The organism is Pseudomonas sp. AP19 (assembly GCF_001728855.1).
Taxonomy (GTDB): domain Bacteria; phylum Pseudomonadota; class Gammaproteobacteria; order Pseudomonadales; family Pseudomonadaceae; genus Aquipseudomonas; species Aquipseudomonas fluorescens.
Genome location: NZ_LXJP01000004.1, coordinates 85,867 through 104,724, shown reverse-complemented (window position 1 = coordinate 104,724; position 18,858 = coordinate 85,867). Strand labels below are relative to the sequence as shown.

At 61.4% G+C, this 18,858-nt stretch carries 20 protein-coding genes; 14 read left to right on the top strand and 6 right to left on the bottom strand.

Going from position 1 to position 18,858, the window contains the following annotated elements; translation table 11 throughout:
* Positions 1-14 precede the first annotated feature (14 nt).
* Complete coding sequence (locus A7D21_RS05635; protein WP_053258183.1) at positions 15-608, top strand: LON peptidase substrate-binding domain-containing protein; 594 nt, start codon at positions 15-17, stop codon at positions 606-608.
* Here the strand turns inward: A7D21_RS05635 and A7D21_RS05630 are convergent.
* Positions 602-1,918, bottom strand: coding sequence for a bifunctional DedA family/phosphatase PAP2 family protein (locus A7D21_RS05630; RefSeq protein ID WP_053258182.1), 1,317 nt, complete (start codon positions 1,916-1,918; stop codon positions 602-604). The two genes, A7D21_RS05635 and A7D21_RS05630, sit on opposite strands and share 7 nt — an antisense overlap.
* Before the next feature lie 79 nt (positions 1,919-1,997).
* Positions 1,998-2,681 (bottom strand): DNA-3-methyladenine glycosylase, encoded by a 684-nt coding sequence (locus A7D21_RS05625; RefSeq protein WP_069551222.1) that lies wholly within the window; start codon positions 2,679-2,681, stop codon positions 1,998-2,000.
* Between the two features lie 175 nt (positions 2,682-2,856).
* On the opposite strand from A7D21_RS05625, the gene A7D21_RS05620 reads away from it, so the two are divergent.
* The 13 genes from A7D21_RS05620 to A7D21_RS05560 all read left to right on the top strand — a co-directional run bounded on the left by A7D21_RS05620 (position 2,857) and on the right by A7D21_RS05560 (position 15,341).
* Positions 2,857-4,122: a glutamate-5-semialdehyde dehydrogenase gene (locus A7D21_RS05620; RefSeq protein ID WP_053258180.1), complete on the top strand. Its 1,266-nt coding sequence runs from the start codon at positions 2,857-2,859 to the stop codon at positions 4,120-4,122.
* Positions 4,122-4,766, top strand: coding sequence for a nicotinate-nucleotide adenylyltransferase (gene nadD / locus A7D21_RS05615; protein WP_053258179.1), 645 nt, complete (start codon positions 4,122-4,124; stop codon positions 4,764-4,766). The genes A7D21_RS05620 and nadD overlap by 1 nt, the downstream gene beginning before the upstream one ends.
* Before the next feature lie 69 nt (positions 4,767-4,835).
* Positions 4,836-5,330, top strand: a complete 495-nt coding sequence (gene rsfS / locus A7D21_RS05610) for a ribosome silencing factor (RefSeq protein ID WP_053258178.1) — start codon at positions 4,836-4,838, stop codon at positions 5,328-5,330.
* A gap of 9 nt (positions 5,331-5,339) precedes the next feature.
* On the top strand, positions 5,340-5,807 hold the full coding sequence (gene rlmH / locus A7D21_RS05605; protein ID WP_003176297.1) for a 23S rRNA (pseudouridine(1915)-N(3))-methyltransferase RlmH: 468 nt from the start codon (positions 5,340-5,342) through the stop codon (positions 5,805-5,807).
* Positions 5,808-5,822: 15 nt separating this feature from the next.
* Positions 5,823-7,721, top strand: a complete 1,899-nt coding sequence (gene mrdA, locus A7D21_RS05600; protein WP_053258177.1) for a penicillin-binding protein 2 — start codon at positions 5,823-5,825, stop codon at positions 7,719-7,721.
* 31 nt (positions 7,722-7,752) lie between these two features.
* On the top strand, positions 7,753-8,856 hold the full coding sequence (gene rodA / locus A7D21_RS05595) for a rod shape-determining protein RodA (protein ID WP_053258284.1): 1,104 nt from the start codon (positions 7,753-7,755) through the stop codon (positions 8,854-8,856).
* Positions 8,857-8,873: 17 nt separating this feature from the next.
* Positions 8,874-9,884 (top strand): lytic murein transglycosylase B, encoded by a 1,011-nt coding sequence (mltB, locus tag A7D21_RS05590; RefSeq protein WP_053258176.1) that lies wholly within the window; start codon positions 8,874-8,876, stop codon positions 9,882-9,884.
* Complete coding sequence (locus tag A7D21_RS05585; RefSeq protein ID WP_053258175.1) at positions 9,884-10,885, top strand: septal ring lytic transglycosylase RlpA family protein; 1,002 nt, start codon at positions 9,884-9,886, stop codon at positions 10,883-10,885. Before mltB ends, A7D21_RS05585 begins: the two co-directional genes overlap by 1 nt.
* A gap of 178 nt (positions 10,886-11,063) precedes the next feature.
* Positions 11,064-12,221, top strand: a complete 1,158-nt coding sequence (locus tag A7D21_RS05580) for a D-alanyl-D-alanine carboxypeptidase family protein (RefSeq protein WP_053258174.1) — start codon at positions 11,064-11,066, stop codon at positions 12,219-12,221.
* An 85-nt stretch (positions 12,222-12,306) separates the two neighbouring features.
* The gene (locus A7D21_RS05575) at positions 12,307-12,582 is read left to right on the top strand and encodes a DUF493 domain-containing protein (protein WP_053258173.1); all 276 of its coding nucleotides are present in this window, start codon (positions 12,307-12,309) and stop codon (positions 12,580-12,582) included.
* Complete coding sequence (lipB, locus tag A7D21_RS05570) at positions 12,582-13,229, top strand: lipoyl(octanoyl) transferase LipB (RefSeq protein WP_053258172.1); 648 nt, start codon at positions 12,582-12,584, stop codon at positions 13,227-13,229. Before A7D21_RS05575 ends, lipB begins: the two co-directional genes overlap by 1 nt.
* A 26-nt stretch (positions 13,230-13,255) precedes the next feature.
* The gene (lipA, locus tag A7D21_RS05565) at positions 13,256-14,257 is read left to right on the top strand and encodes a lipoyl synthase (RefSeq protein WP_162163623.1); all 1,002 of its coding nucleotides are present in this window, start codon (positions 13,256-13,258) and stop codon (positions 14,255-14,257) included.
* 154 nt (positions 14,258-14,411) lie between these two features.
* Positions 14,412-15,341: an LD-carboxypeptidase gene (locus tag A7D21_RS05560; RefSeq protein WP_053258171.1), complete on the top strand. Its 930-nt coding sequence runs from the start codon at positions 14,412-14,414 to the stop codon at positions 15,339-15,341.
* A gap of 125 nt (positions 15,342-15,466) precedes the next feature.
* On the opposite strand, the gene A7D21_RS05555 is transcribed toward A7D21_RS05560, so the two are convergent.
* From A7D21_RS05555 to lptE, 4 genes are all read right to left on the bottom strand, one after another.
* Positions 15,467-16,792, bottom strand: a complete 1,326-nt coding sequence (locus tag A7D21_RS05555) for a lytic murein transglycosylase (protein ID WP_053258170.1) — start codon at positions 16,790-16,792, stop codon at positions 15,467-15,469.
* 61 nt (positions 16,793-16,853) lie between these two features.
* Complete coding sequence (gene arfA, locus A7D21_RS05550; protein WP_003176285.1) at positions 16,854-17,018, bottom strand: alternative ribosome rescue factor ArfA; 165 nt, start codon at positions 17,016-17,018, stop codon at positions 16,854-16,856.
* 148 nt (positions 17,019-17,166) lie between these two features.
* Positions 17,167-18,204, bottom strand: a complete 1,038-nt coding sequence (gene holA, locus A7D21_RS05545) for a DNA polymerase III subunit delta (RefSeq protein WP_069551221.1) — start codon at positions 18,202-18,204, stop codon at positions 17,167-17,169.
* Between the two features lie 39 nt (positions 18,205-18,243).
* Positions 18,244-18,849, bottom strand: a complete 606-nt coding sequence (lptE, locus tag A7D21_RS05540) for an LPS assembly lipoprotein LptE (protein ID WP_053258168.1) — start codon at positions 18,847-18,849, stop codon at positions 18,244-18,246.
* Positions 18,850-18,858 lie beyond the last annotated feature (9 nt).

Sequence of the window (18,858 nt, the reverse complement as noted above, 5' to 3'; positions counted from 1 at the left end):
TTAAGGAAACCTTTATGAGTCTGGCGCTGTTCCCGCTCAATACCGTGCTGTTCCCAGGCTGCACCCTCGATTTGCAACTGTTCGAGGCGCGCTACCTGGACATGATCAGCCGCTGCATGAAAAAGGGCGAAAGCTTTGGCGTGGTGTGCATCCTCGACGGCAGGGAAGTGGGCGTGGCCCCGGACGGCTATGCACTGATCGGCTGTGAAGCGCTGATCCGCGATTTCAAACAACAGGATAATGGCCTGCTGGGGATTCGCGTCGAAGGCGGGCGCCGGTTTCGTGTGCGTGACGCGGGGGTGCAGAAGGACCAGTTGCTGGTGGCCGAGGTGCAATGGCTCGAAGAAGTGCCAGACCAGCCTTTGGAAGAAGAGGATGCCGACCTGTTGGCGTTGCTTCAGGCCCTGGCCGAGCATCCGATGGTCGCCTCGCTGGACATGGGCACCCACGCCGACGGCCAGCAAGCCCTGGGCAATCAGCTCGCGTACCTGCTGCCGTTCACCGAGGCCGACAAGATCGACCTGCTGCAACTCGATGATCCGCAGCAACGGCTGGATGCGATCCAGATGTTGCTCGACGAATTGCAGGGCGAACTGTTCACTCAATAGGCGTAGCGCAACAAGGCGTGCGGGGTGCCGGTGAGGGCGATAAAGCTCAGCACTGCCAGCAGCACCGGAAGCAGCAGCCACCAGGTTTTCTGCGGCATCGCCGGCAGCGGGCTGCGATACTGGATGACGGCCAGGCTGAACGCGCACACCGTCATCGCCAGCAGCGTGCCAGCGAGGATGTCCGTCGGCCAATGCGCGCCCAGGTAAACCCGCGACAGCGCAATGAAGGCGGCCGGAATACAGCCCAGCAGCATCCAGGTCAGGCGCAACCGCGTGGGTTGGCCGCGACCGGCCAGCACCGCCAGCGCCAGGAAAAACGCAAAGGCGCCGGAGGCGTGGCCGCTGGGCATGCTGAAGCTGGTCAGTGGGTCCGTGAGGATTTCCGGTCGACCACGGGCAAAAAACAGTTTGGTGCCGGTGTTGATCACCGCCGCCCCCGCCAAGGTGGCGCCGACGAACACGGCATGCCGCCATTGCCGTGCCACCAGCAACAGGCCAGTGAAAATCGCGCTGGCGATAAACATCTTCCTGAACTCACCCAGTTGGGTAATCCGCACCATCACCTCGTCCAGCCACGGGCTGCGGTGCTCCTGCACCAGCGCACTGAGGCCCTGGTCGAAGTGGTTGAGGTGGGGATAACCGATAAACAGGGCGATCAACAAGGTCAGGCTGGCGCCACCGACCCACACAGTGGCGCGACGATGGCCGCGCAGGCTGCTGTTCAAGCTCAAACCCAGCAACACCGCGATACACCCGGCAACAATCCCGGCTTCCAGCCAGAAACCTTCCGGCAGCGGCAGGCGGAACGCGGCGCCGGTGGCCCAGCCTGGCAGCAGGTAGGCCACCGACCAACCGGCGGCGGCCAGCACGCTGACGGCGGCAAACCGTGGGAACGGCATATCGCACATGCCCGCCACCATCGGCAGCATGGGGCGCAGCGGGCCGATGAAACGCCCGACCAGCAGGCTGGCGATGCCGTATTTGTGGAAGTAGGTTTCGGCGCCGTTCATCCATTCCGGGTGGTGGCGTAAACCGGGCAAACGCCGGATGTTCTGATGGAAGTGTCGGCCCAGGTAGTAGGAAACCCCGTCGCCAAGCAAACCGCCGAGAAAGCCCAGCAGCAAGGTTTCACTCAGCGACAGCGCGCCGCTGCCGGCCAGGGCCGCAATGGCAAACAGCAAGACGGTGCCTGGCACGATCAGACCGGCGATGGCCAGGCATTCAACGCACGCGACGATAAATACCGCCACCGCCAGCCATTCGGGGTTCAGTGTGAGCCAGCCGGTAATGCTATCGAGCCATTGGCCCATAAAACGTCACTCCATTTATGCAAGACATAACCTGAGTCAGTGGCCCCGTTGCGCGGCCGGTCTCACTGTTCAATTCAATTCAAATCAAAAAATAATCACGACCTTCGACCTGGCCCCGGCGCAGTGGGTTCCGGGTGCAATAAGGCGCATAGCCAGCATCGACGAAGCGGTACATCAGGTGTTCATCGCGCCCGCTGGGGATGCCCAGGCGGGTGGTCTGGATGATCTGTGTCGGGGTTTGGCCTACGTCTTCAACAAACAGCCGTTCCTGATCGAAGCGCTTGGCATCCCACACCGGCACTTTCAGGCCCAGGGCTTTGCACAGCAGCGTTTGGCCGGCGCAGAGCTTTTGCGATGGGCGCGGATGGCCATTGGCGTCCGGGTTGTTGAGCAGCATCTGCGCCAGGCTGGCCGGGCCGGATACCTCATCGACCCACGGATAAGCCGATTTGATCAGCACCGCATTGCCGGGGCCGTGAGCGCTGAAGTTCAGCGAATCACCACCACGGGCGTAGTACATGTAGATGTGACCGCCATCCAGAAACAAAGCCTTACGCTTTCCTGTGTAGCCAAGCGATGCATGGCTGCCTTTTTCGGCCACGTAATAGGCTTCGGTTTCAATAATTCGCGCGCAAAGCCAGATATCGCCGACGCGATGACGTATGACTTTTCCGAGTAGTTCTCGCGCAAGAACTTGCGCGTCACGGTCGAAGAAACGGTCGGGCAGGGCGCTGGCGGTGGGCTGCGGAGCAAAACTGGGCATGGCTGTCTGGGGTTAATACGGCTAAATGTGACGGAATAATAACAACTCCCGCCTTAATTACGGCTGAACCCCAGGTTTTTACAGTTCATTTCGACCATCCGCCCCTCACCGCTGTCAGTCAGGCGGCGTCACAGCTATAATCTGCCGCTTTCCTCTTTGCCAAGACTCCCTGACCATGACTGAGTCCGTTCTTGACTACATGACCCGCCTGGGTCGCGCTGCCCGGCAGGCCTCGCGGTTGATCGCCCGTGCGAGCACTGCGCAGAAGAACCGCGCCCTGTTGGCCGCCGCCGATGCTCTGGATGCTTCGCGCTCCGAGTTGGCGGTCGCTAACGAACGGGACCTGGCCAATGGCCGCGCCAATGGCCTCGAGCCAGCCCTGCTGGACCGCCTGGCGCTGACGCCGGCGCGTATCGACGACATGATCGAAGGCCTGCGTCAGGTGGCCAAGCTGCCTGACCCCATCGGTGAAATCCGCGATATGCGCTACCTGCCATCCGGCATTCAGGTGGGCAAAATGCGCGTGCCCCTGGGCGTGATCGGCATTATTTATGAGTCGCGCCCGAATGTGACCATCGACGCTGCGAGCCTGTGCCTCAAGTCGGGCAACGCGACCATCTTGCGTGGCGGTTCCGAGGCGATCAATTCCAACCGCGCCATTGCCGCGTGCATTCAGCAGGGCCTGGCCGTGGCCGAGTTGCCGGCCGAAGTGGTGCAGGTGGTGGAAACCACCGATCGCGCCGCCGTAGGCGCGCTGATCACCATGCCGGAATTTGTCGACGTGATCGTGCCACGCGGTGGCAAGGGCCTGATTGAGCGCGTCAGCCGTGATGCCAAAGTGCCGGTGATCAAGCACCTCGACGGCGTGTGCCACGTGTTCATCGACGTCGCCGCCGATATCGACAAGGCGATCCGCATCGCCGACAACGCCAAGACCCACCGCTATGCCCCCTGCAACACCATGGAAACCCTGCTGGTGCACGTCGGCATTGCCGATCGCGTGCTGCCGCCGCTGGCTGCCATCTACCGGGACAAGGGTGTGGAATTGCGCGGTTGTGAGCGTACCCGGGCGCTGCTCGGTGCGGACGTGATCGAGGCGACCGAAGAAGACTGGTACACCGAGTACACGGCGCCGATCCTGTCGATCAAGATCGTCGACGATCTGGACCAGGCCATCGAACACATCAACACGTACGGCTCCAAGCACACCGACGCTATTGTTTCCGAGCATTTCAGCGACGCCCGGCGTTTCCTCAACGAAGTGGATTCCGCTTCGGTGATGGTCAACGCCTCGACGCGGTTTGCCGACGGCTTCGAGTATGGCCTGGGGGCGGAGATCGGCATCTCCACCGACAAGCTCCACGCACGCGGCCCGGTTGGCCTGGAAGGCCTGACCAGCGAGAAGTACGTGGTGTTCGGCGACGGTCATGTGCGCACTTGATGGCTAAACGCATCGGGCTGCTCGGCGGTACCTTCGACCCCGTGCACATCGGCCATTTGCGCAGTGCCCTGGAAGTCGCGGATGCCCTCGCGCTGGATGAGCTGCGCCTGGCACCCAATGCACGGCCGCCGCATCGCGATACGCCGCAGGTGTCTGCGCAGCAGCGCCTGGAAATGGTGCGCCTCGCCGTAGACGGGATTGCGCCGCTGGTGGTGGACGACCGCGAGCTCAAACGCGATAAACCGTCCTACACTGTCGATACCCTGGAACTGATGCGTGCCGAGTTGGCCGCGGATGACCAGTTGTTTCTGCTTTTGGGCTGGGACGCATTTTGCGGCCTGCCCTCTTGGCATCGCTGGGAGGAACTCCTCCAGCATTGCCACATCCTGGTTTTGCAACGCCCGGATGCCGACAGCGAACCGCCGGATGCCTTGCGCAACCTGCTGGCCGCGCGGTCGGTAAGTGACCCCTTGGCCCTGACCGGGCCGAACGGGAATATTGCATTCGTCTGGCAGACCCCGCTTGCGGTGTCCGCCACCCAGATCCGTCAACTGCTGGCCAGCGGGAAGTCGGTACGTTTCCTGGTGCCTGACGCGGTCCTGGCCTACATCGATGCGCACGGACTTTACCGTGCGTCGAACTGAAAAGGCGCGCTTGAACGCACGAACAATCGTGCAGCGAGCGCCCGAACATACGAGCAAAACGAGTTTTATATGACGAACAAAGACGTAAGCAAAGTTAAGCGCAAAGGCACGTTCAAAAGCGCCCCGCTGCCAGTTGAAGCGCACACCGGCCCTGAGCTGGCTGGCGAAGAGCTGGTAAAAGTCGCCGTGGCTGCCCTGGAAGATGTTAAGGCCCAGGACATCCAGATTCTGGACGTGCGCGACAAGCAGAGCATCACCGACTTCATGATCATCGCCACCGGTACCTCCAACCGCCAGATCGGCGCGATGCTGGACAAGGTTCGCGAAGCCGTCAAAGCCCAAGGCGTGAAGCCGCTGGGTGAAGAAGGCAAGGGCGACAGCGACTGGGTACTGCTGGACATGGACGACGTGATCGTTCACATGATGACTTCCAACGCCCGTCAGTTCTACGACCTGGAGCGTCTGTGGAAAGGCGCCGAGCAGAGCCGTGCCGCTGATGGCAAGCACCACAGCCCGGAAGTGGGCCACGCGCACTTCGACAAGCTCAACAAAGACCAGGAATAAGGAACGGCTGTGCGCCTGCGTCTGATCGCTGTCGGTTCACGCATGCCCAAGTGGGTGGAAGAAGGCTGGCATGAGTATGCCAAGCGTCTGCCCGCTGAGCTGTCGCTGGAACTGGTGGAAATACCGCTCAACACCCGGGGCAAGAATGCCGACGTGGCGCGCTTTATCCGTCAGGAAGGCGAAGCCATGTTGGCCAAGGTCGGCCCCAACGAGCGCATCGTCACCCTTGAGGTGCACGGTAAGCCCTGGAGCACCGAGCAGTTGGCGGTGGAACTGGACCGCTGGCGCCTGGATTCGCGCACCGTCAACTTCATGGTCGGCGGTCCCGAAGGGCTGGCGCCGGAGGTCTGTGCACGGGCGGACCAGCGCTGGTCGCTGTCGGCACTTACGCTGCCGCACCCGTTGGTAAGGATTCTGATCGGTGAACAGCTGTATCGCGCCTGGACAGTTCTGTCCGGGCACCCTTACCACAAATAATCTGCGCCCCTCCCGATGACCCAGCCGATCCGCATCAAGGACCACGAGAAAGACGCACGTCTGGTGCGCTCGCGGGTCATTTTCGGCGCGTTTTTGGTGGTGGGTCTGATTGCGGTGCTGATTGCGCGCCTGTATTTCCTGCAGGTGATCCAGTACGACTATCACTCCACGCTGTCGGAGAACAATCGGGTGCATGTGCAGCCGATTCCGCCGACCCGTGGGCTGATTTTCGACCGCAATGGCGTGGTGGTCGCGGATAACCGGCCCAGCTTCAGCCTGAGCATGACCCGTGAGCGTTCCGGCGACTGGCAGCAGATCCTCGATGTCATCGTCGAAGTGCTGCAACTGACGCCGGAAGACCGGGTGATCTTCGAAAAACGCATGAAGCAGGGGCGCCGGCCCTTCGAGCCGGTGCCGATCCTGTTTGAGCTGACTGAAGAGCAGATCGCACGGATCGCGGTGAACCAGTTCCGGCTGCCCGGTGTGGAAGTGGTGGCGCAGTTGGTGCGGCATTATCCGCAAGGGGCGCATTTTGCCCATTCGGTCGGCTACATGGGCCGAATCAACGAGAAAGAGCTGAAAAGCCTCGATCCGGTGAATTACAGCGGCACCCACCACATTGGCAAAACCGGTATCGAGCGTTTCTACGAGCCCGAGCTGCATGGCCAGGTGGGTTACGAGGAAGTCGAGACCAACGCCCGAGGCCGCGTGCTGCGGGTGCTCAAGCGCACCGACCCGGTGCCGGGCAAGGACATTGTGCTGAGCCTGGACATCAAGCTGCAGGAAGCGGCCGAAATGGCGCTCGGCGGTCGGCGTGGCGCCGTGGTGGCGCTGGACCCGAAGACCGGCGAAGTGCTGGCGATGGTCAGTCAGCCGAGTTTCGACCCTAACCTGTTTGTGACCGGAATCAGCTTCAAGGCCTACGCCGAACTGCGTGATTCGGTTGATCGACCGCTGTTCAACCGCGTACTGCGCGGGCTCTATCCGCCAGGCTCGACGATCAAGCCGGCGGTGGCGATTGCCGGCCTGGATTCGGGCGTCGTGACCGCATCGAGCCGCGTGTACGATCCGGGCTACTACATGCTGCCCAACTACGATCACAAATACCGTAACTGGAACCGCACCGGTGACGGCTATGTCGACCTGGATACCGCGATCATGCGCTCCAACGACACCTATTTTTATGACCTGGCCCACAAGCTGGGGATCGACCGGCTATCTGCCTATATGGGCAAGTTCGGCCTGGGTCAGAAAGTCTCCCTGGACATGTTCGAAGAATCCCCCGGCCTGATGCCGTCGCGGGAGTGGAAGCGCGCGACCCGTCGACAGGCGTGGTTCCCGGGTGAAACCCTGATTCTCGGGATTGGCCAGGGTTATATGCAGGCGACGCCGCTGCAGCTGGCTCAGGCCACGGCGCTGGTGGCCAACAAGGGCATCTGGAACCGCCCGCACCTGGCCAAGACCATCGAGGGCGAGAAACCTGTGGATGAGAACCCGATTGCTGACATCGTGCTGCGCGACCCGTCCGACTGGACCAAGGTCAACCACGGCATGCAGCAAGTGATGCACGGCGCCCGTGGTACCGCGCGCAAGGCAGCGGTCGGCGCGCAGTATCGGATTGCCGGCAAGAGCGGTACCGCCCAGGTGGTCGCGATCAAGCAGGGCGAGAAATATGACCGTTCCAAGGTTCAAGAGCGCCACCGTGACCACGCCTTGTTTGTCGGGTTTGCCCCTGCCGACGACCCGAAAATCGTGGTGGCGGTGATGGTTGAAAACGGCGAGTCCGGCTCCGGCGTCGCAGCGCCCGTGGTGCGTCAAGTGATGGATGCCTGGCTGTTGGCCGACGACGGCAGGCTCAAACCCGAGTATGGCGGCCCCCCTTCAAGCACCGAGGTTACGGCCCGTGAAGAGTAATTTTGACCGCATCCTCTCCAGCGAAGATGTGATGCGTCGGCGTGCGACGTTGCTGCAGCGTTTGCACATTGATGGCCCGTTGCTGATCCTGCTGCTGACCCTTGCCGCCGGCAGCCTGTTCGTCCTTTATTCGGCCAGCGGCAAGAACTGGGACCTGTTGATCAAGCAGGCCTCATCGTTCGGCCTGGGTCTGTTGTCGATGGTGGTGATTGCCCAGTTGGAGCCGCGTTTCATGGCGCGCTGGGTGCCACTCGGTTATGTCGCCGGCGTATTGCTGCTGGTGGTGGTGGACGTGATGGGCCACAACGCCATGGGCGCGACGCGCTGGATCAACATTCCAGGGGTGATTCGCTTCCAGCCGTCGGAATTCATGAAGATCCTGATGCCGGCGACCATCGCCTGGTACCTGTCCAAACGCACCTTGCCGCCACAGCTCAAGCACGTCGGGATCAGCCTGATCCTGATCGGCGTGCCATTCATTCTGATCGTGCGCCAGCCGGACCTCGGCACCTCGCTGCTGATCCTCGCGGGCGGTGCGTTCGTGCTGTTTATGGGCGGTTTGCGCTGGCGCTGGATCCTCAGCGTGCTGGCTGCGGCCATCCCGGTGGCCGTGGCCATGTGGTTCTTCTTTATGCACGACTACCAGAAGCAGCGGATCTTGACGTTCCTCGACCCGGAGAGCGACCCGCTCGGCACCGGCTGGAACATCATCCAGTCCAAGGCCGCGATCGGCTCTGGCGGTGTATTTGGTAAGGGCTGGTTACTGGGCACTCAGTCGCACCTCGACTTTTTGCCCGAGAGCCACACCGACTTCATCATCGCGGTAATGGGCGAAGAGTTCGGCCTGGTGGGCATTTGCGCGCTGTTGCTGATTTATTTGCTGTTGATTGGTCGCGGGCTGGTGATTACCGCGCAAGCGCAGACGCTGTTCGGTAAATTGCTTGCCGGCAGCCTGACCATGACTTTTTTTGTTTACGTTTTCGTCAACATCGGTATGGTCAGTGGCCTGTTGCCGGTGGTTGGGGTGCCGTTGCCGTTCATTAGCTACGGCGGAACTTCGCTGGTGACATTGCTGTCAGCGTTTGGGGTTTTGATGTCGATTCACACGCATCGCAAGTGGATCGCGCAGGTTTGAATAAGGTGAAGATGTCAATGCAAGTAATGCGCGGCTGGGCGACTCGGCATGCGTCCTGGATGGGCCTGATTGGGCTGCTGGGCGCGACGCAAGAGGTGCAGGCCGGTGACTACGATGGCTCACCCCAGGTCGCCGAATTTGTCGGTGAAATGACCCGCGACTACGGTTTCGCCGGTGAACAGCTGATGGGCGTGTTCCGCGAAGCCCAGCGCAAGCAGGCGATCCTCGACGCGATCTCGCGTCCCGCCGAGCGTGTAAAACAGTGGAAAGACTATCGCCCGATGTTCCTCACCGACGCCCGTGTGGCCCGTGGTGTGGATTTCTGGCGCCAGCACGAGGCCGTGCTGGCGCGCGCCGAGCAGGAGTACGGCGTGCCGGCTCAGGTGATCGTCGCGATCATCGGCATTGAAACCTTTTACGGGCGCAACACCGGCAGCTATCGGGTGATCGACGCCTTGTCGACCCTGGGCTTCGATTACCCGCCGCGCGCCGAGTTCTTCCGCAAGGAGCTGCGCGAGTTCCTGCTGCTGGCCCGCGAAGAGCAGGTTGATCCGCTGACCCTCAAAGGCTCCTACGCCGGTGCGATGGGCTTGCCGCAGTTCATGCCGAGCAGCTTTCGTGCTTATGCGGTGGATTTCGACGGCGACGGCCACATCAACATCTGGAGCAACCCCGACGACGCCATTGGCAGTGTGGCCAGCTACTTCAAGCGCCACGGTTGGGTGTCTGGCGAGCCGGTAGTGGTGCGTGCCGAGGTTACCGGTGATCGCGCCGACGAAGGCCTGACCCAGGGAATCGAGCCGGTCAAGACCGTCGGGGAGTTGCGAGCGCTGGGCTGGTCGAGTCAGAATGCGCCACGCGATGATATGCCGGTGACGGCGTTCCGCCTCGAAGGTGAAAACGGCCCGGAATACTGGATGGGCCTGAAGAATTTTTACGCAATCACGCGTTATAACCGCAGTGTGATGTACGCCATGGCCGTGCATCAGCTGTCAGACATGCTGGTCCAAGCACGGGGCAACAAGTAATGCGGGTATCGCCGTTCAATAAACCGCTCAAGCTGGTGGCGTTCGCCGCGTTGTCCCTGCTGGTCGTCAGTTGCTCATCCACCACCAGTCGCGCGCCTGCGAAGAAGGGCGGCGCTATCGTCCGTGCCCAGCCGGGGTTGGACATCAACCGCGCGCACAAAGACGGCGCGCCCTGGTGGGATGTCGACGTTTCGAAAATCCCGGATGCCACGCCAACCCTGCACACCGGGCCGTACAAGGCCAACCCCTATACCGTGCTGGGCAAGAACTACTTTCCGCTGCAGGATTCCAAGACCTATGTCCAGTCGGGCACAGCGTCCTGGTATGGCACCAAGTTCCACGGCCAGAACACCGCCAACGGCGAAGTGTATGACCTGTACGGCATGAGCGCGGCCCACAAGACCTTGCCGCTGCCCAGTTACGTACGCGTCACCAACCTGGACAACAACCGCTCGGTGATCCTGCGGGTCAACGACCGTGGCCCGTTCTATTCGGACCGGATCATCGACTTGTCCTACGCCGCGGCCAAGAAACTCGGTTATGCCGAAATCGGCACCGCGCGGGTGAAAGTCGAGGGCATCGACCCGGCGCAGTATTGGGCCCAGCGTGGCAAACCGGCACCGTTGATGCTTAACGAACCGCAAACTCCGCAACCGCAAGTGACCGCATCCGCCGGCAAGATCGAACAGTGGACACCGCCTCCGGCACAGCACGCGCCGGACACCGTTGTCGTGCCGCGCGCGGCACCGGGGGCCTCTACCGTGGGCGGTCAGTACCTGCAAGTGGGCGCTTTCGCCAACCCGGACGCGGCAGAACTGTTAAGGTCCAAGCTCAGCGGCATGGTCAATGCGCCGGTTTTCATCAGCTCCATCGTGCGTAACCAGCAGACCCTGCACCGTGTGCGCATGGGGCCGATTGGCTCGCCAAGCGAAGTGGCGCAGGTTCAGAACAGCGTACGCCTGGCCAACCTGGGGCAACCCAGCGTGGTCACCGCTGAATAACAAAGATTGATGGCTCTGGCGCGTACGCGGGCCTGAGCCCTGGTTGTTGGCTCGTTGAACAATAAAAACCCAGGGGCAAGGGGTGAGCGGGCAACCGAACACGTGACAGTCTGGCAGCGGGCTGTCTGAATAGTTTTGCCCGCGAGGGCAAGTTTCCATAAGCAATTTCGAGAGACGGATGAACATCACCACCTTAGCCAAACGCACGTGCCTGCTTCTTTCGCTGATCATCACTCCGGCCGCCTGGGCGGTTGAAATGGTGCCGGCTTCCCCGCAACTGGCCGCCAAGGCCTGGGTTCTCATGGATGCCGCCAGCGGCAACGTGCTGGTCGAGAACAACGGTGACCAGCGTCTGCCACCGGCCAGCCTGACCAAGCTGATGACGGCTTACATCGCGACCCTGGAAATCCGTCGCGGCCAGATCGGCGAAAACGACCCGGTCACGGTCAGCGAAAATGCCTGGCGCACCGGCGGTTCGCGGATGTTCATCAAGGTGGGTTCGCAAGTCACCGTGAGCGACCTGCTGCACGGCATCATCATCCAGTCGGGTAACGACGCCAGCGTGGCCCTGTCCGAGCACATCGCCGGCAGTGAAGACGCGTTCGCCGACTTGATGAACAAGACCGCCGGCGACCTGGGCTTGACCAACAGCCACTTCATGAACCCGACTGGCCTGCCGAACCCTGAGCACTACTCGTCGGCTCACGACATGGCGGTGCTGGCTCGCGCGATCATCCGTGTCGACCCGGTGCACTACGCGATCTACTCCCAGAAGGAATTCTTCTGGAATAACATCAAGCAGCCTAACCGCAACCTGCTGCTGTGGCGCGACAAAACCGTTGATGGCCTGAAAACCGGCCACACCGACGAAGCCGGCTACTGCATGGTGTCGTCCGCTGTACGTGATGGCCAGCGCCTGATCGCCGTCGTATTCGGCACCAACAGCGAGCAGGCCCGTGCGGCCGAGACGCAAAAACTGCTGACCTACGGTTTCCGCTTCTTCGAAACCCAGACCTTCTACCAGAAGGGTGCCGAGCTTGCGTCCGCGCCGGTATGGAAAGGTGCTACCCACCAAGTCAAGGCCGGCCTGGCTGAAGACCTGACCCTGACCATGCCTAAAGGCCAGCTGAAAAAGCTCGCTGCCAGCATGACCATGAACCCGCAATTGGTCGCGCCAATCGCCAAGGGTGACGTTATCGGTAAAGTCGAAGTGAAACTGGACGACAAGGTGGTGCACAGCGCCGACCTGATCGCGCTGGACGCCGTCGACGAAGGTGGTATCTTCCGCCGCGTGTGGGATAGCATCCGTCTATTCTTCTACAGCTTGTTCAACTGATAAGTGTGCACCTGCAAAGCCCCGTGTTAATCCGACACGGGGCTTTGCCCGTCGCCACGGCTTACGCTTACGAGGCCGTTACGCCATGACCGATAAAGAAGTAAAGGCGCCAAAGATCGAATTCCCAAACGTGGACTATCCCGTCAAGGTGATCAGCGATACCGGTGTGGGCAACAAAGACACGATTCTTGAGATCGTGCGTAAACACGCGACAATCAATGACAACCGGGTGGACGAGCGTTTGAGCTCCAACGGTAAATACACCACGATCCAGTTGCACATCGTTGCGACCGGTCAAGATCAGCTCTACGACATCAACAGTGAACTGCGGGCCACCGGCTTCGTGCACATGGTGCTGTGATGTCAGAGGTCCTGGGCTTTCGCGAGCTCGGCCAGATGGACTACGAGCCCGTCTGGCACGCCATGCAGCGCTTCACCAATGAGCGCGGAACCTCGGCCCCGGATGAAATCTGGCTGGTGGAGCACCCGCCGGTGTTCACCCAGGGCCAGGCCGGCAAGGCCGAGCACCTGCTGTTGCCGGGGGATATTCCGGTGGTGCAGGTCGACCGAGGTGGTCAAGTGACATACCATGGCCCGGGTCAGCTGGTGGCTTATCTGTTGCTGGACGTGCGCAAGCTTGGGTTTGGCGTACGTGACCTGGTAAGCCGTATGGAGGCTTGCCTGATCGAGCTGTTGGCCAGTTACGGCGTGAATGCCGCGGCCAAGCCCGATGCACCCGGTGTGTACGTGAACGGCGCGAAAATCGCCTCACTCGGTTTGCGGATTCGCCACGGTTGTTCCTTTCATGGCCTGGCCCTGAATGTGGACATGGACCTGGCGCCGTTTCGGCGGATCAACCCGTGCGGTTATGCCGGGCTGGCGATGACCCAACTGAGCGACCACGCCACACCGATTAAATTTGCCGAGGTAAGTGCCCGGCTGCGTGCGCAGCTCGTCAAACACCTCGACTATGCTGAGCAGACGACCCTCACGGGCGGAATCGACTGATTATGACTACTGATGCAGTGCAAACCATGATCCCGACGCTGGATGTTACCGAACGTCCGGCCCCGGCCCCGCGTGCCAAGGTGGAAGCCGGCGTCAAGCTGCGCGGCGCCGAGAAGGTTGCACGCATCCCGGTGAAGATCATTCCGACCACCGAACTGCCGAAAAAACCGGACTGGATTCGCGTGCGTATCCCGGTTTCGCCGGAAGTCGACCGTATCAAGGCCCTGCTGCGCAAACACAAGCTGCACAGCGTGTGCGAAGAAGCGTCCTGCCCGAACCTGGGTGAGTGCTTCTCCGGCGGCACCGCCACCTTCATGATCATGGGTGACATCTGCACCCGTCGTTGCCCGTTCTGCGACGTTGGCCACGGCCGGCCGAAGCCGCTGGACGTGAACGAGCCGGAAAGCCTGGCCATTGCCATTGCCGACCTGAAACTCAAATACGTGGTAATCACCTCGGTAGACCGCGACGACCTGCGTGACGGCGGTGCTCAGCACTTTGCCGACTGCATCCGCGAAATCCGCAAGCTGTCGCCGAACGTGATGCTCGAAACCCTGGTTCCTGACTATCGCGGTCGCATGGACGTCGCGCTGGAAATCACCGCGGCCGAGCCACCGGATGTGTTCAACCACAACCTGGAAACCGTGCCACGCCTGTACAAGGCGGCGCGCCCGGGTTCGGACTACCAGTGGTCGCTGACCCTGCTGCAGAAATTCAAGCAGATGATGCCGCACATCCCGACCAAATCCGGCCTGATGCTGGGCCTGGGCGAAACCGACGAAGAAGTGATCGAAGTCATGAAGCGCATGCGCGAACACGACATCGATATGCTGACCCTGGGGCAGTACCTGCAACCGTCCCGCAGCCACTTGCCGGTGCAGCGTTTCGTGCACCCGGACACCTTCGCCTGGTTCGCCGAGGAAGGTTACAAGATGGGCTTCAAGAACGTGGCGTCCGGCCCTCTGGTACGGTCCTCGTACCACGCTGATGAACAGGCCAAGCTGGTCAAGGCGAGCCTGGTTTCCTGATAGGGTTTGCGTAACGCCGCTTATCCAATGTGGGAGCGGGCTTGCTCGCGAAAGCGGTGTTTCAGTCGACGGATGTGTTGGCTGGCACTCCGCCTTCGCGGGTAAGCCCGCTCCCACATTTCGTTCTGCGTTGTTATAAAGAGGGAGAGCATGGATGACGACTCAACTCGCGGCGGCGGTGCCTGTTTTGCGTGCCGAAGGTGTGATCGGCCTGATCGCCCCTGCCGGCCCTGCCGCACTGGATGTTGAAAAAGCCGGGCAATGGATGCGCGCCCGTGGCCACGAACTGCGGATATTCTCGGGTGTGTATGAGCGCGACGGCTACCTGGCCGGCAGTGATGACGTGCGCCTGCGCGACTTGCACGCGGCTTTTGCCGATCCGCAAATCGATGCCATCTTCTGCCTGCGTGGCGGCTACGGCACACCGCGCTTGCTCGACCGGCTGGACTTCGAGCTGATTCGCGCCAATCCCAAACCGTTCGTGGGTTATAGCGATATCACGGCGCTGCACCTTGCCATCAACCGTTACGCGGGTTTCGTGACCTTTCATGGGCCGATGCTTAACGCCGACCTGCTCGGTGACAAGCAGCCGCCTACCGAGTCGTCCTTGTTCAGCCTGCTACGGGGCCAACTCCGCGCCGGTAGCGTGCTCGCGCACCCGGTGGCCTACCCGCTGACGACGATTGAGCCTGGCATCGCCTGTGGGCGCTTGCTCGGCGGCAACCTGTCAATGATCGCGGCGGTGATGGGCACAGCCTACGAAATCGATGCGCAAGGCATCATCCTGTTTATCGAAGACGTCAACGAGCCGATTTATCGAATTGACCGCCTGCTGACCCATTTGCGCCTGGCGGGCAAGCTGGCCCAGGTCGCGGGTGTGTTGGTGGGCGACGTGTCGGGGGTGGATAACGCGGCGCTTTCGCGGCTGCTGAAGCAGACCTTCGAGCCGTTGTGCATACCGGTGTTGTCCGGCTGGCGCAGTGGCCACTGCGATCCGAACCTGACGCTGCCAATGGGCGCGTTGGTGCGTTTGAATGCAGGGGAGCAGCGGGTGGTGCTGGAGCAGGATGTCGTTCTGAGCTGATTTTCGTCTGTCATACGGTCTTCGAGAGCAAGCCCGCTCCCATATTCAACCGTGTCCATACGTTGGAGTGCGGTCTAATGTGGGAGCGGGCTTGCTCGCGAATAAGGCAGCCGCCGTATGCCGATCTAGCGGCTCTGCAACGACTCCAGCAGTTTCACCGTCGGATACCCATCCGCCGGCCAACCCAACGACTGCTGCGCCGCTCGGATCGCCTTACGCGTATTCGCGCCGATGATGCCGTCCGGGTTGCCGGCGTCATAGCCTTTGGCGCTGAGCGCCGTCTGCAAATCGATGCGCTGGGAACGACTCAGCGGCAGTTCATCTTTTGGCCAATCGCCACGAATCACACCGGCGCCCCCAAACCGCTCTGACAACAGGCCCACCGCCAGCGCGTAGGACGACGAGTTGTTGTACTTGAGAATCGCGCGGAAGTTATCCAGCACCAGGAACGCCGGGCCACGGTAGCCTGCCGGCAGCAGCAGGGCAGCGGACAATTGGTCGACGTTTGGCGGCATGCTCGCGCCTGGCGGCAGCTGGATGCCGAGCTTCATCCACTCGCCAACGGGCTTGCGTATGCCGCCATCGGCGAGGGCGTAATCGAAGTTCGCCGGCAACTGGTTGACCTCAAAGCCCCACGGCTGGCCTTTCTGCCAGCCGGAGCTTTGCAGGTAGTGCGCGGTAGAGGCGAGGGCGTCGGCTGGGCTGTTCCAGATATCGCGACGACCGTCACCATCGAAGTCGACGGCGTGGGTGTTGTAGGTGGTCGGGATGAACTGGGTCTGGCCCATGGCGCCGGCCCAGGAGCCTTTCATCTGGTCGGCGGAAATATCGCCATGCTGGATGATTTGCAGCGCCGCCAGCAGTTGCGCCTGGGCGAAGGCCGGGCGACGGCCTTCATAAGCCAGGGTCGCCAGGGAGCGAATCACCGAATTATTGCCCTGGAACTGACCGAAATTGCTTTCCATCCCCCACACCGACACCAGCGCCTGGCGGTCGACGCCATAACGTTGCTCGATGCTTTGCAGGATATCGGCGTACTTGATCAGCAAGGCCTGGCCGTTACGTACGCGCACCGGCGACAGGGCACCGTCGAGGTATTCCCATACCGGCCGGGAAAATTCCGGTTGGCTGCGGTCTGCGCGAATTACTGCCATGTCGGGGGTGACGCCGGCAAAGGCGTTATCGAAGACGGTGGGCGCAATCCCGGCTTTCATGGCTTCCGCGCGAAAGCCAGCCATCCATTCGGCAAAGGTCTGGGTCGGTTGGATATCAAGATTGTCCACCGCCAAGGGCGCCACCACAGCAGGCGCAACGGCCGGCACGGTCTGGAGTTTTGGCAGGGGTTGAGCGTCCGCGGCGGTCGGTTTTTCCGCGCAGGCGACAAGCAGAATGAGGCTGGAGGCAGCAATCAATTGGCGAAGGTGCCAACGACGGGAAAGACTAGAGGGCATGCACAGGTCCAGGGATTACAAATCAGGTACAGACCTTATCATGCCGGAGGGGCGCTTGCCTTCAGGCAGCCAGAAAGTAAGAAGCCTCCCAGCTATTAGACTGGAAGGCTTCGCGGCGGTAGCTGCCTTTGCCCTTGCCGGCGCGTTCCTGACGGCTGCGGAACAGTGGCTGGGCGATGATGGATTTGGCCTTGTTGGGGCCATGCTTGGATGGCTTTTTGCTCATGTCGGTGCTCTCTTTATGCAGGCTTGAGATGGGATGAAGCGGTGCAAATCATCTGCCGAAGTGGCGCCGCTGTAAAGCCCGGCGCTGTGTAGGAAATAGACAGGCTCTGAACGGTTGCACCGTTAAAAGGTGGGAGCGGTTGAAACCGTTATTCAGCAGGCAATGTCAGGCGTTGGCCAGACATCAACAGTGACAAACGACTCAGGCTCATCCACGGCGAGCCGGCAGCCTGGCCTTTGATCTGCGCATCGATGCGCTGCGCTTCCAGCAACAATTGCGCCCAGCGTTGCGCCGAGTAGCGTTGCAGGGCTTTGCTCATCAGCGGTTTGCGCTTGTCCCACACGGGCGGTTTGGCCTGGCTGAAGCATTTGTCCAACGGTGTGCCCTGGCTGTATTGCAGGGAAATATTGGCCAGTACCCGCAGTTCCCGGGCCAGGGCCCACAGAATCACCGGTGGCTCCACCCCTTCACCACGCAACCCTTCAAGCATGCGCAACGCGTGGGCGGGTTCGCCGTTAAGAATCGCATCCACCAGCCCGAACACGTCAAAGCGAGCGCTATCGGCCACTGCGCCCTGGACGGTTTCGACCGTGATCTGCCCATCTTCAGCCATCAACTTGAGCTTTTCGATTTCCTGGGCGGCGGCAAGCAGGTTGCCTTCGACCCGGGCGGCAATCAGCTCTACCGCGTCTTGGGTCGCCGACAGCCCGGATTGGGACAGGCGCTGACGAATCCACTGCGGCAACTGGTTGCTGTCCACTGGCCAGATCTGGATGAACTGGGTTTGCGGACCTTCTACCAGTGCCTTGCCCCACTTGGTTTTCTGCGCGCTGCCATCAAGCTTGGGCAGGCTGATCAGCAACACCGTGTCTTCAGCGGGGCGCGAGCAGTATTCCATCAAGGCCGCCGCACCCTTGTCCCCTGGCTTGCCCGAAGGCAGGCTCAGTTCCAACAGGCGTTTTTCGGCGAACAGCGACATGCTCGCTCCCGCTTGCAGCAGCGTCCCCCAGTCGAAACTGGCATCGGCACTGAACACCTGGCGTTCGTCGAAGCCTTGCTGGCGTGCGGCGGTGCGAATGGCGTCGGCGGCTTCCTGGCACAACAGCGGGTCATCACCGCTGACGATATAGACAGGCGCGAGGCCGCCTTGCAGGTGTTTGGCGAGTTGGGCGGGGGCGAGTTTCATAGGCGGGGCGAACGGGGCGCCAGAGGCGCCCCGTCTGGCTTACTCGACAGGGACTTCAACAGGCGACTGTTTCGGCGTGTTGTCTTCATACTCTTTCGCGGCTTTCAGGGCATCGGCGTCAGCTTTGGCCTTGTTGTCGGCAGTTTGCTGCAAGGCAGCCAGTTTGTCCGGGGACAGCTGTTGCAAGCGAACCATCAGGCGCTGCACCAGCTCACTGCGCATTTCCTTGCGAGCCTGGAGGATCTCCGAGTCCGAACCCACCAGGTTGTTACCGTCGTGGCTCACAACCTTCTGCACTTCAACCTTGTCACCCATCAACGGCAGGTGGTCGCGGCCTTGCAGTTCATAGATGACCAGGCTGCTCAGCTCAATGTCCGACGCACGGCCGGCACTGGCGTAGCTGAGGTTGCGCTGGGTTTCTTTCTCGTCCACCAGGACCAGTTTGTAGGGCGCACCGGCGCCGACGCGCACACCGCTGTTTTCCAGGGTCTGGCGCAGTTGCGTCACGGTATTGCCGTAGGCGTTGCGGGCGCTGACGTCCAGTTCCTTGATGCTCAGTTCATTGGTGCCGGTGCCGCGCAGCTGGAAGCCGCAAGCGCTCAGCAGCACAGCGAGGCCCATCACCAGCAAATTGCGTTTGATCATTTTGTTGCT

Excerpts from the sequence above, each read along its gene's own strand:
- A7D21_RS05635 (WP_053258183.1), top strand. The coding sequence starts at position 15 with ATGAGTCTGGCGCTGTTCCCGCTCAATACCGTGCTGTTCCCAGGCTGC.
- A7D21_RS05630 (WP_053258182.1), bottom strand. The coding sequence starts at position 1,918 with ATGGGCCAATGGCTCGATAGCATTACCGGCTGGCTCACACTGAACCCC.
- A7D21_RS05625 (WP_069551222.1), bottom strand. The coding sequence starts at position 2,681 with ATGCCCAGTTTTGCTCCGCAGCCCACCGCCAGCGCCCTGCCCGACCGT.
- A7D21_RS05620 (WP_053258180.1), top strand. The coding sequence starts at position 2,857 with ATGACTGAGTCCGTTCTTGACTACATGACCCGCCTGGGTCGCGCTGCC.
- nadD (WP_053258179.1), top strand. The coding sequence starts at position 4,122 with ATGGCTAAACGCATCGGGCTGCTCGGCGGTACCTTCGACCCCGTGCAC.
- rsfS (WP_053258178.1), top strand. The coding sequence starts at position 4,836 with ATGACGAACAAAGACGTAAGCAAAGTTAAGCGCAAAGGCACGTTCAAA.
- mrdA (WP_053258177.1), top strand. The coding sequence starts at position 5,823 with ATGACCCAGCCGATCCGCATCAAGGACCACGAGAAAGACGCACGTCTG.
- rodA (WP_053258284.1), top strand. The coding sequence starts at position 7,753 with ATGCGTCGGCGTGCGACGTTGCTGCAGCGTTTGCACATTGATGGCCCG.
- mltB (WP_053258176.1), top strand. The coding sequence starts at position 8,874 with ATGCAAGTAATGCGCGGCTGGGCGACTCGGCATGCGTCCTGGATGGGC.
- A7D21_RS05585 (WP_053258175.1), top strand. The coding sequence starts at position 9,884 with ATGCGGGTATCGCCGTTCAATAAACCGCTCAAGCTGGTGGCGTTCGCC.
- A7D21_RS05580 (WP_053258174.1), top strand. The coding sequence starts at position 11,064 with ATGAACATCACCACCTTAGCCAAACGCACGTGCCTGCTTCTTTCGCTG.
- A7D21_RS05575 (WP_053258173.1), top strand. The coding sequence starts at position 12,307 with ATGACCGATAAAGAAGTAAAGGCGCCAAAGATCGAATTCCCAAACGTG.
- lipB (WP_053258172.1), top strand. The coding sequence starts at position 12,582 with ATGTCAGAGGTCCTGGGCTTTCGCGAGCTCGGCCAGATGGACTACGAG.
- lipA (WP_162163623.1), top strand. The coding sequence starts at position 13,256 with ATGATCCCGACGCTGGATGTTACCGAACGTCCGGCCCCGGCCCCGCGT.
- A7D21_RS05560 (WP_053258171.1), top strand. The coding sequence starts at position 14,412 with ATGACGACTCAACTCGCGGCGGCGGTGCCTGTTTTGCGTGCCGAAGGT.
- A7D21_RS05555 (WP_053258170.1), bottom strand. The coding sequence starts at position 16,792 with ATGCCCTCTAGTCTTTCCCGTCGTTGGCACCTTCGCCAATTGATTGCT.
- arfA (WP_003176285.1), bottom strand. The coding sequence starts at position 17,018 with ATGAGCAAAAAGCCATCCAAGCATGGCCCCAACAAGGCCAAATCCATC.
- holA (WP_069551221.1), bottom strand. The coding sequence starts at position 18,204 with ATGAAACTCGCCCCCGCCCAACTCGCCAAACACCTGCAAGGCGGCCTC.
- lptE (WP_053258168.1), bottom strand. The coding sequence starts at position 18,849 with ATGATCAAACGCAATTTGCTGGTGATGGGCCTCGCTGTGCTGCTGAGC.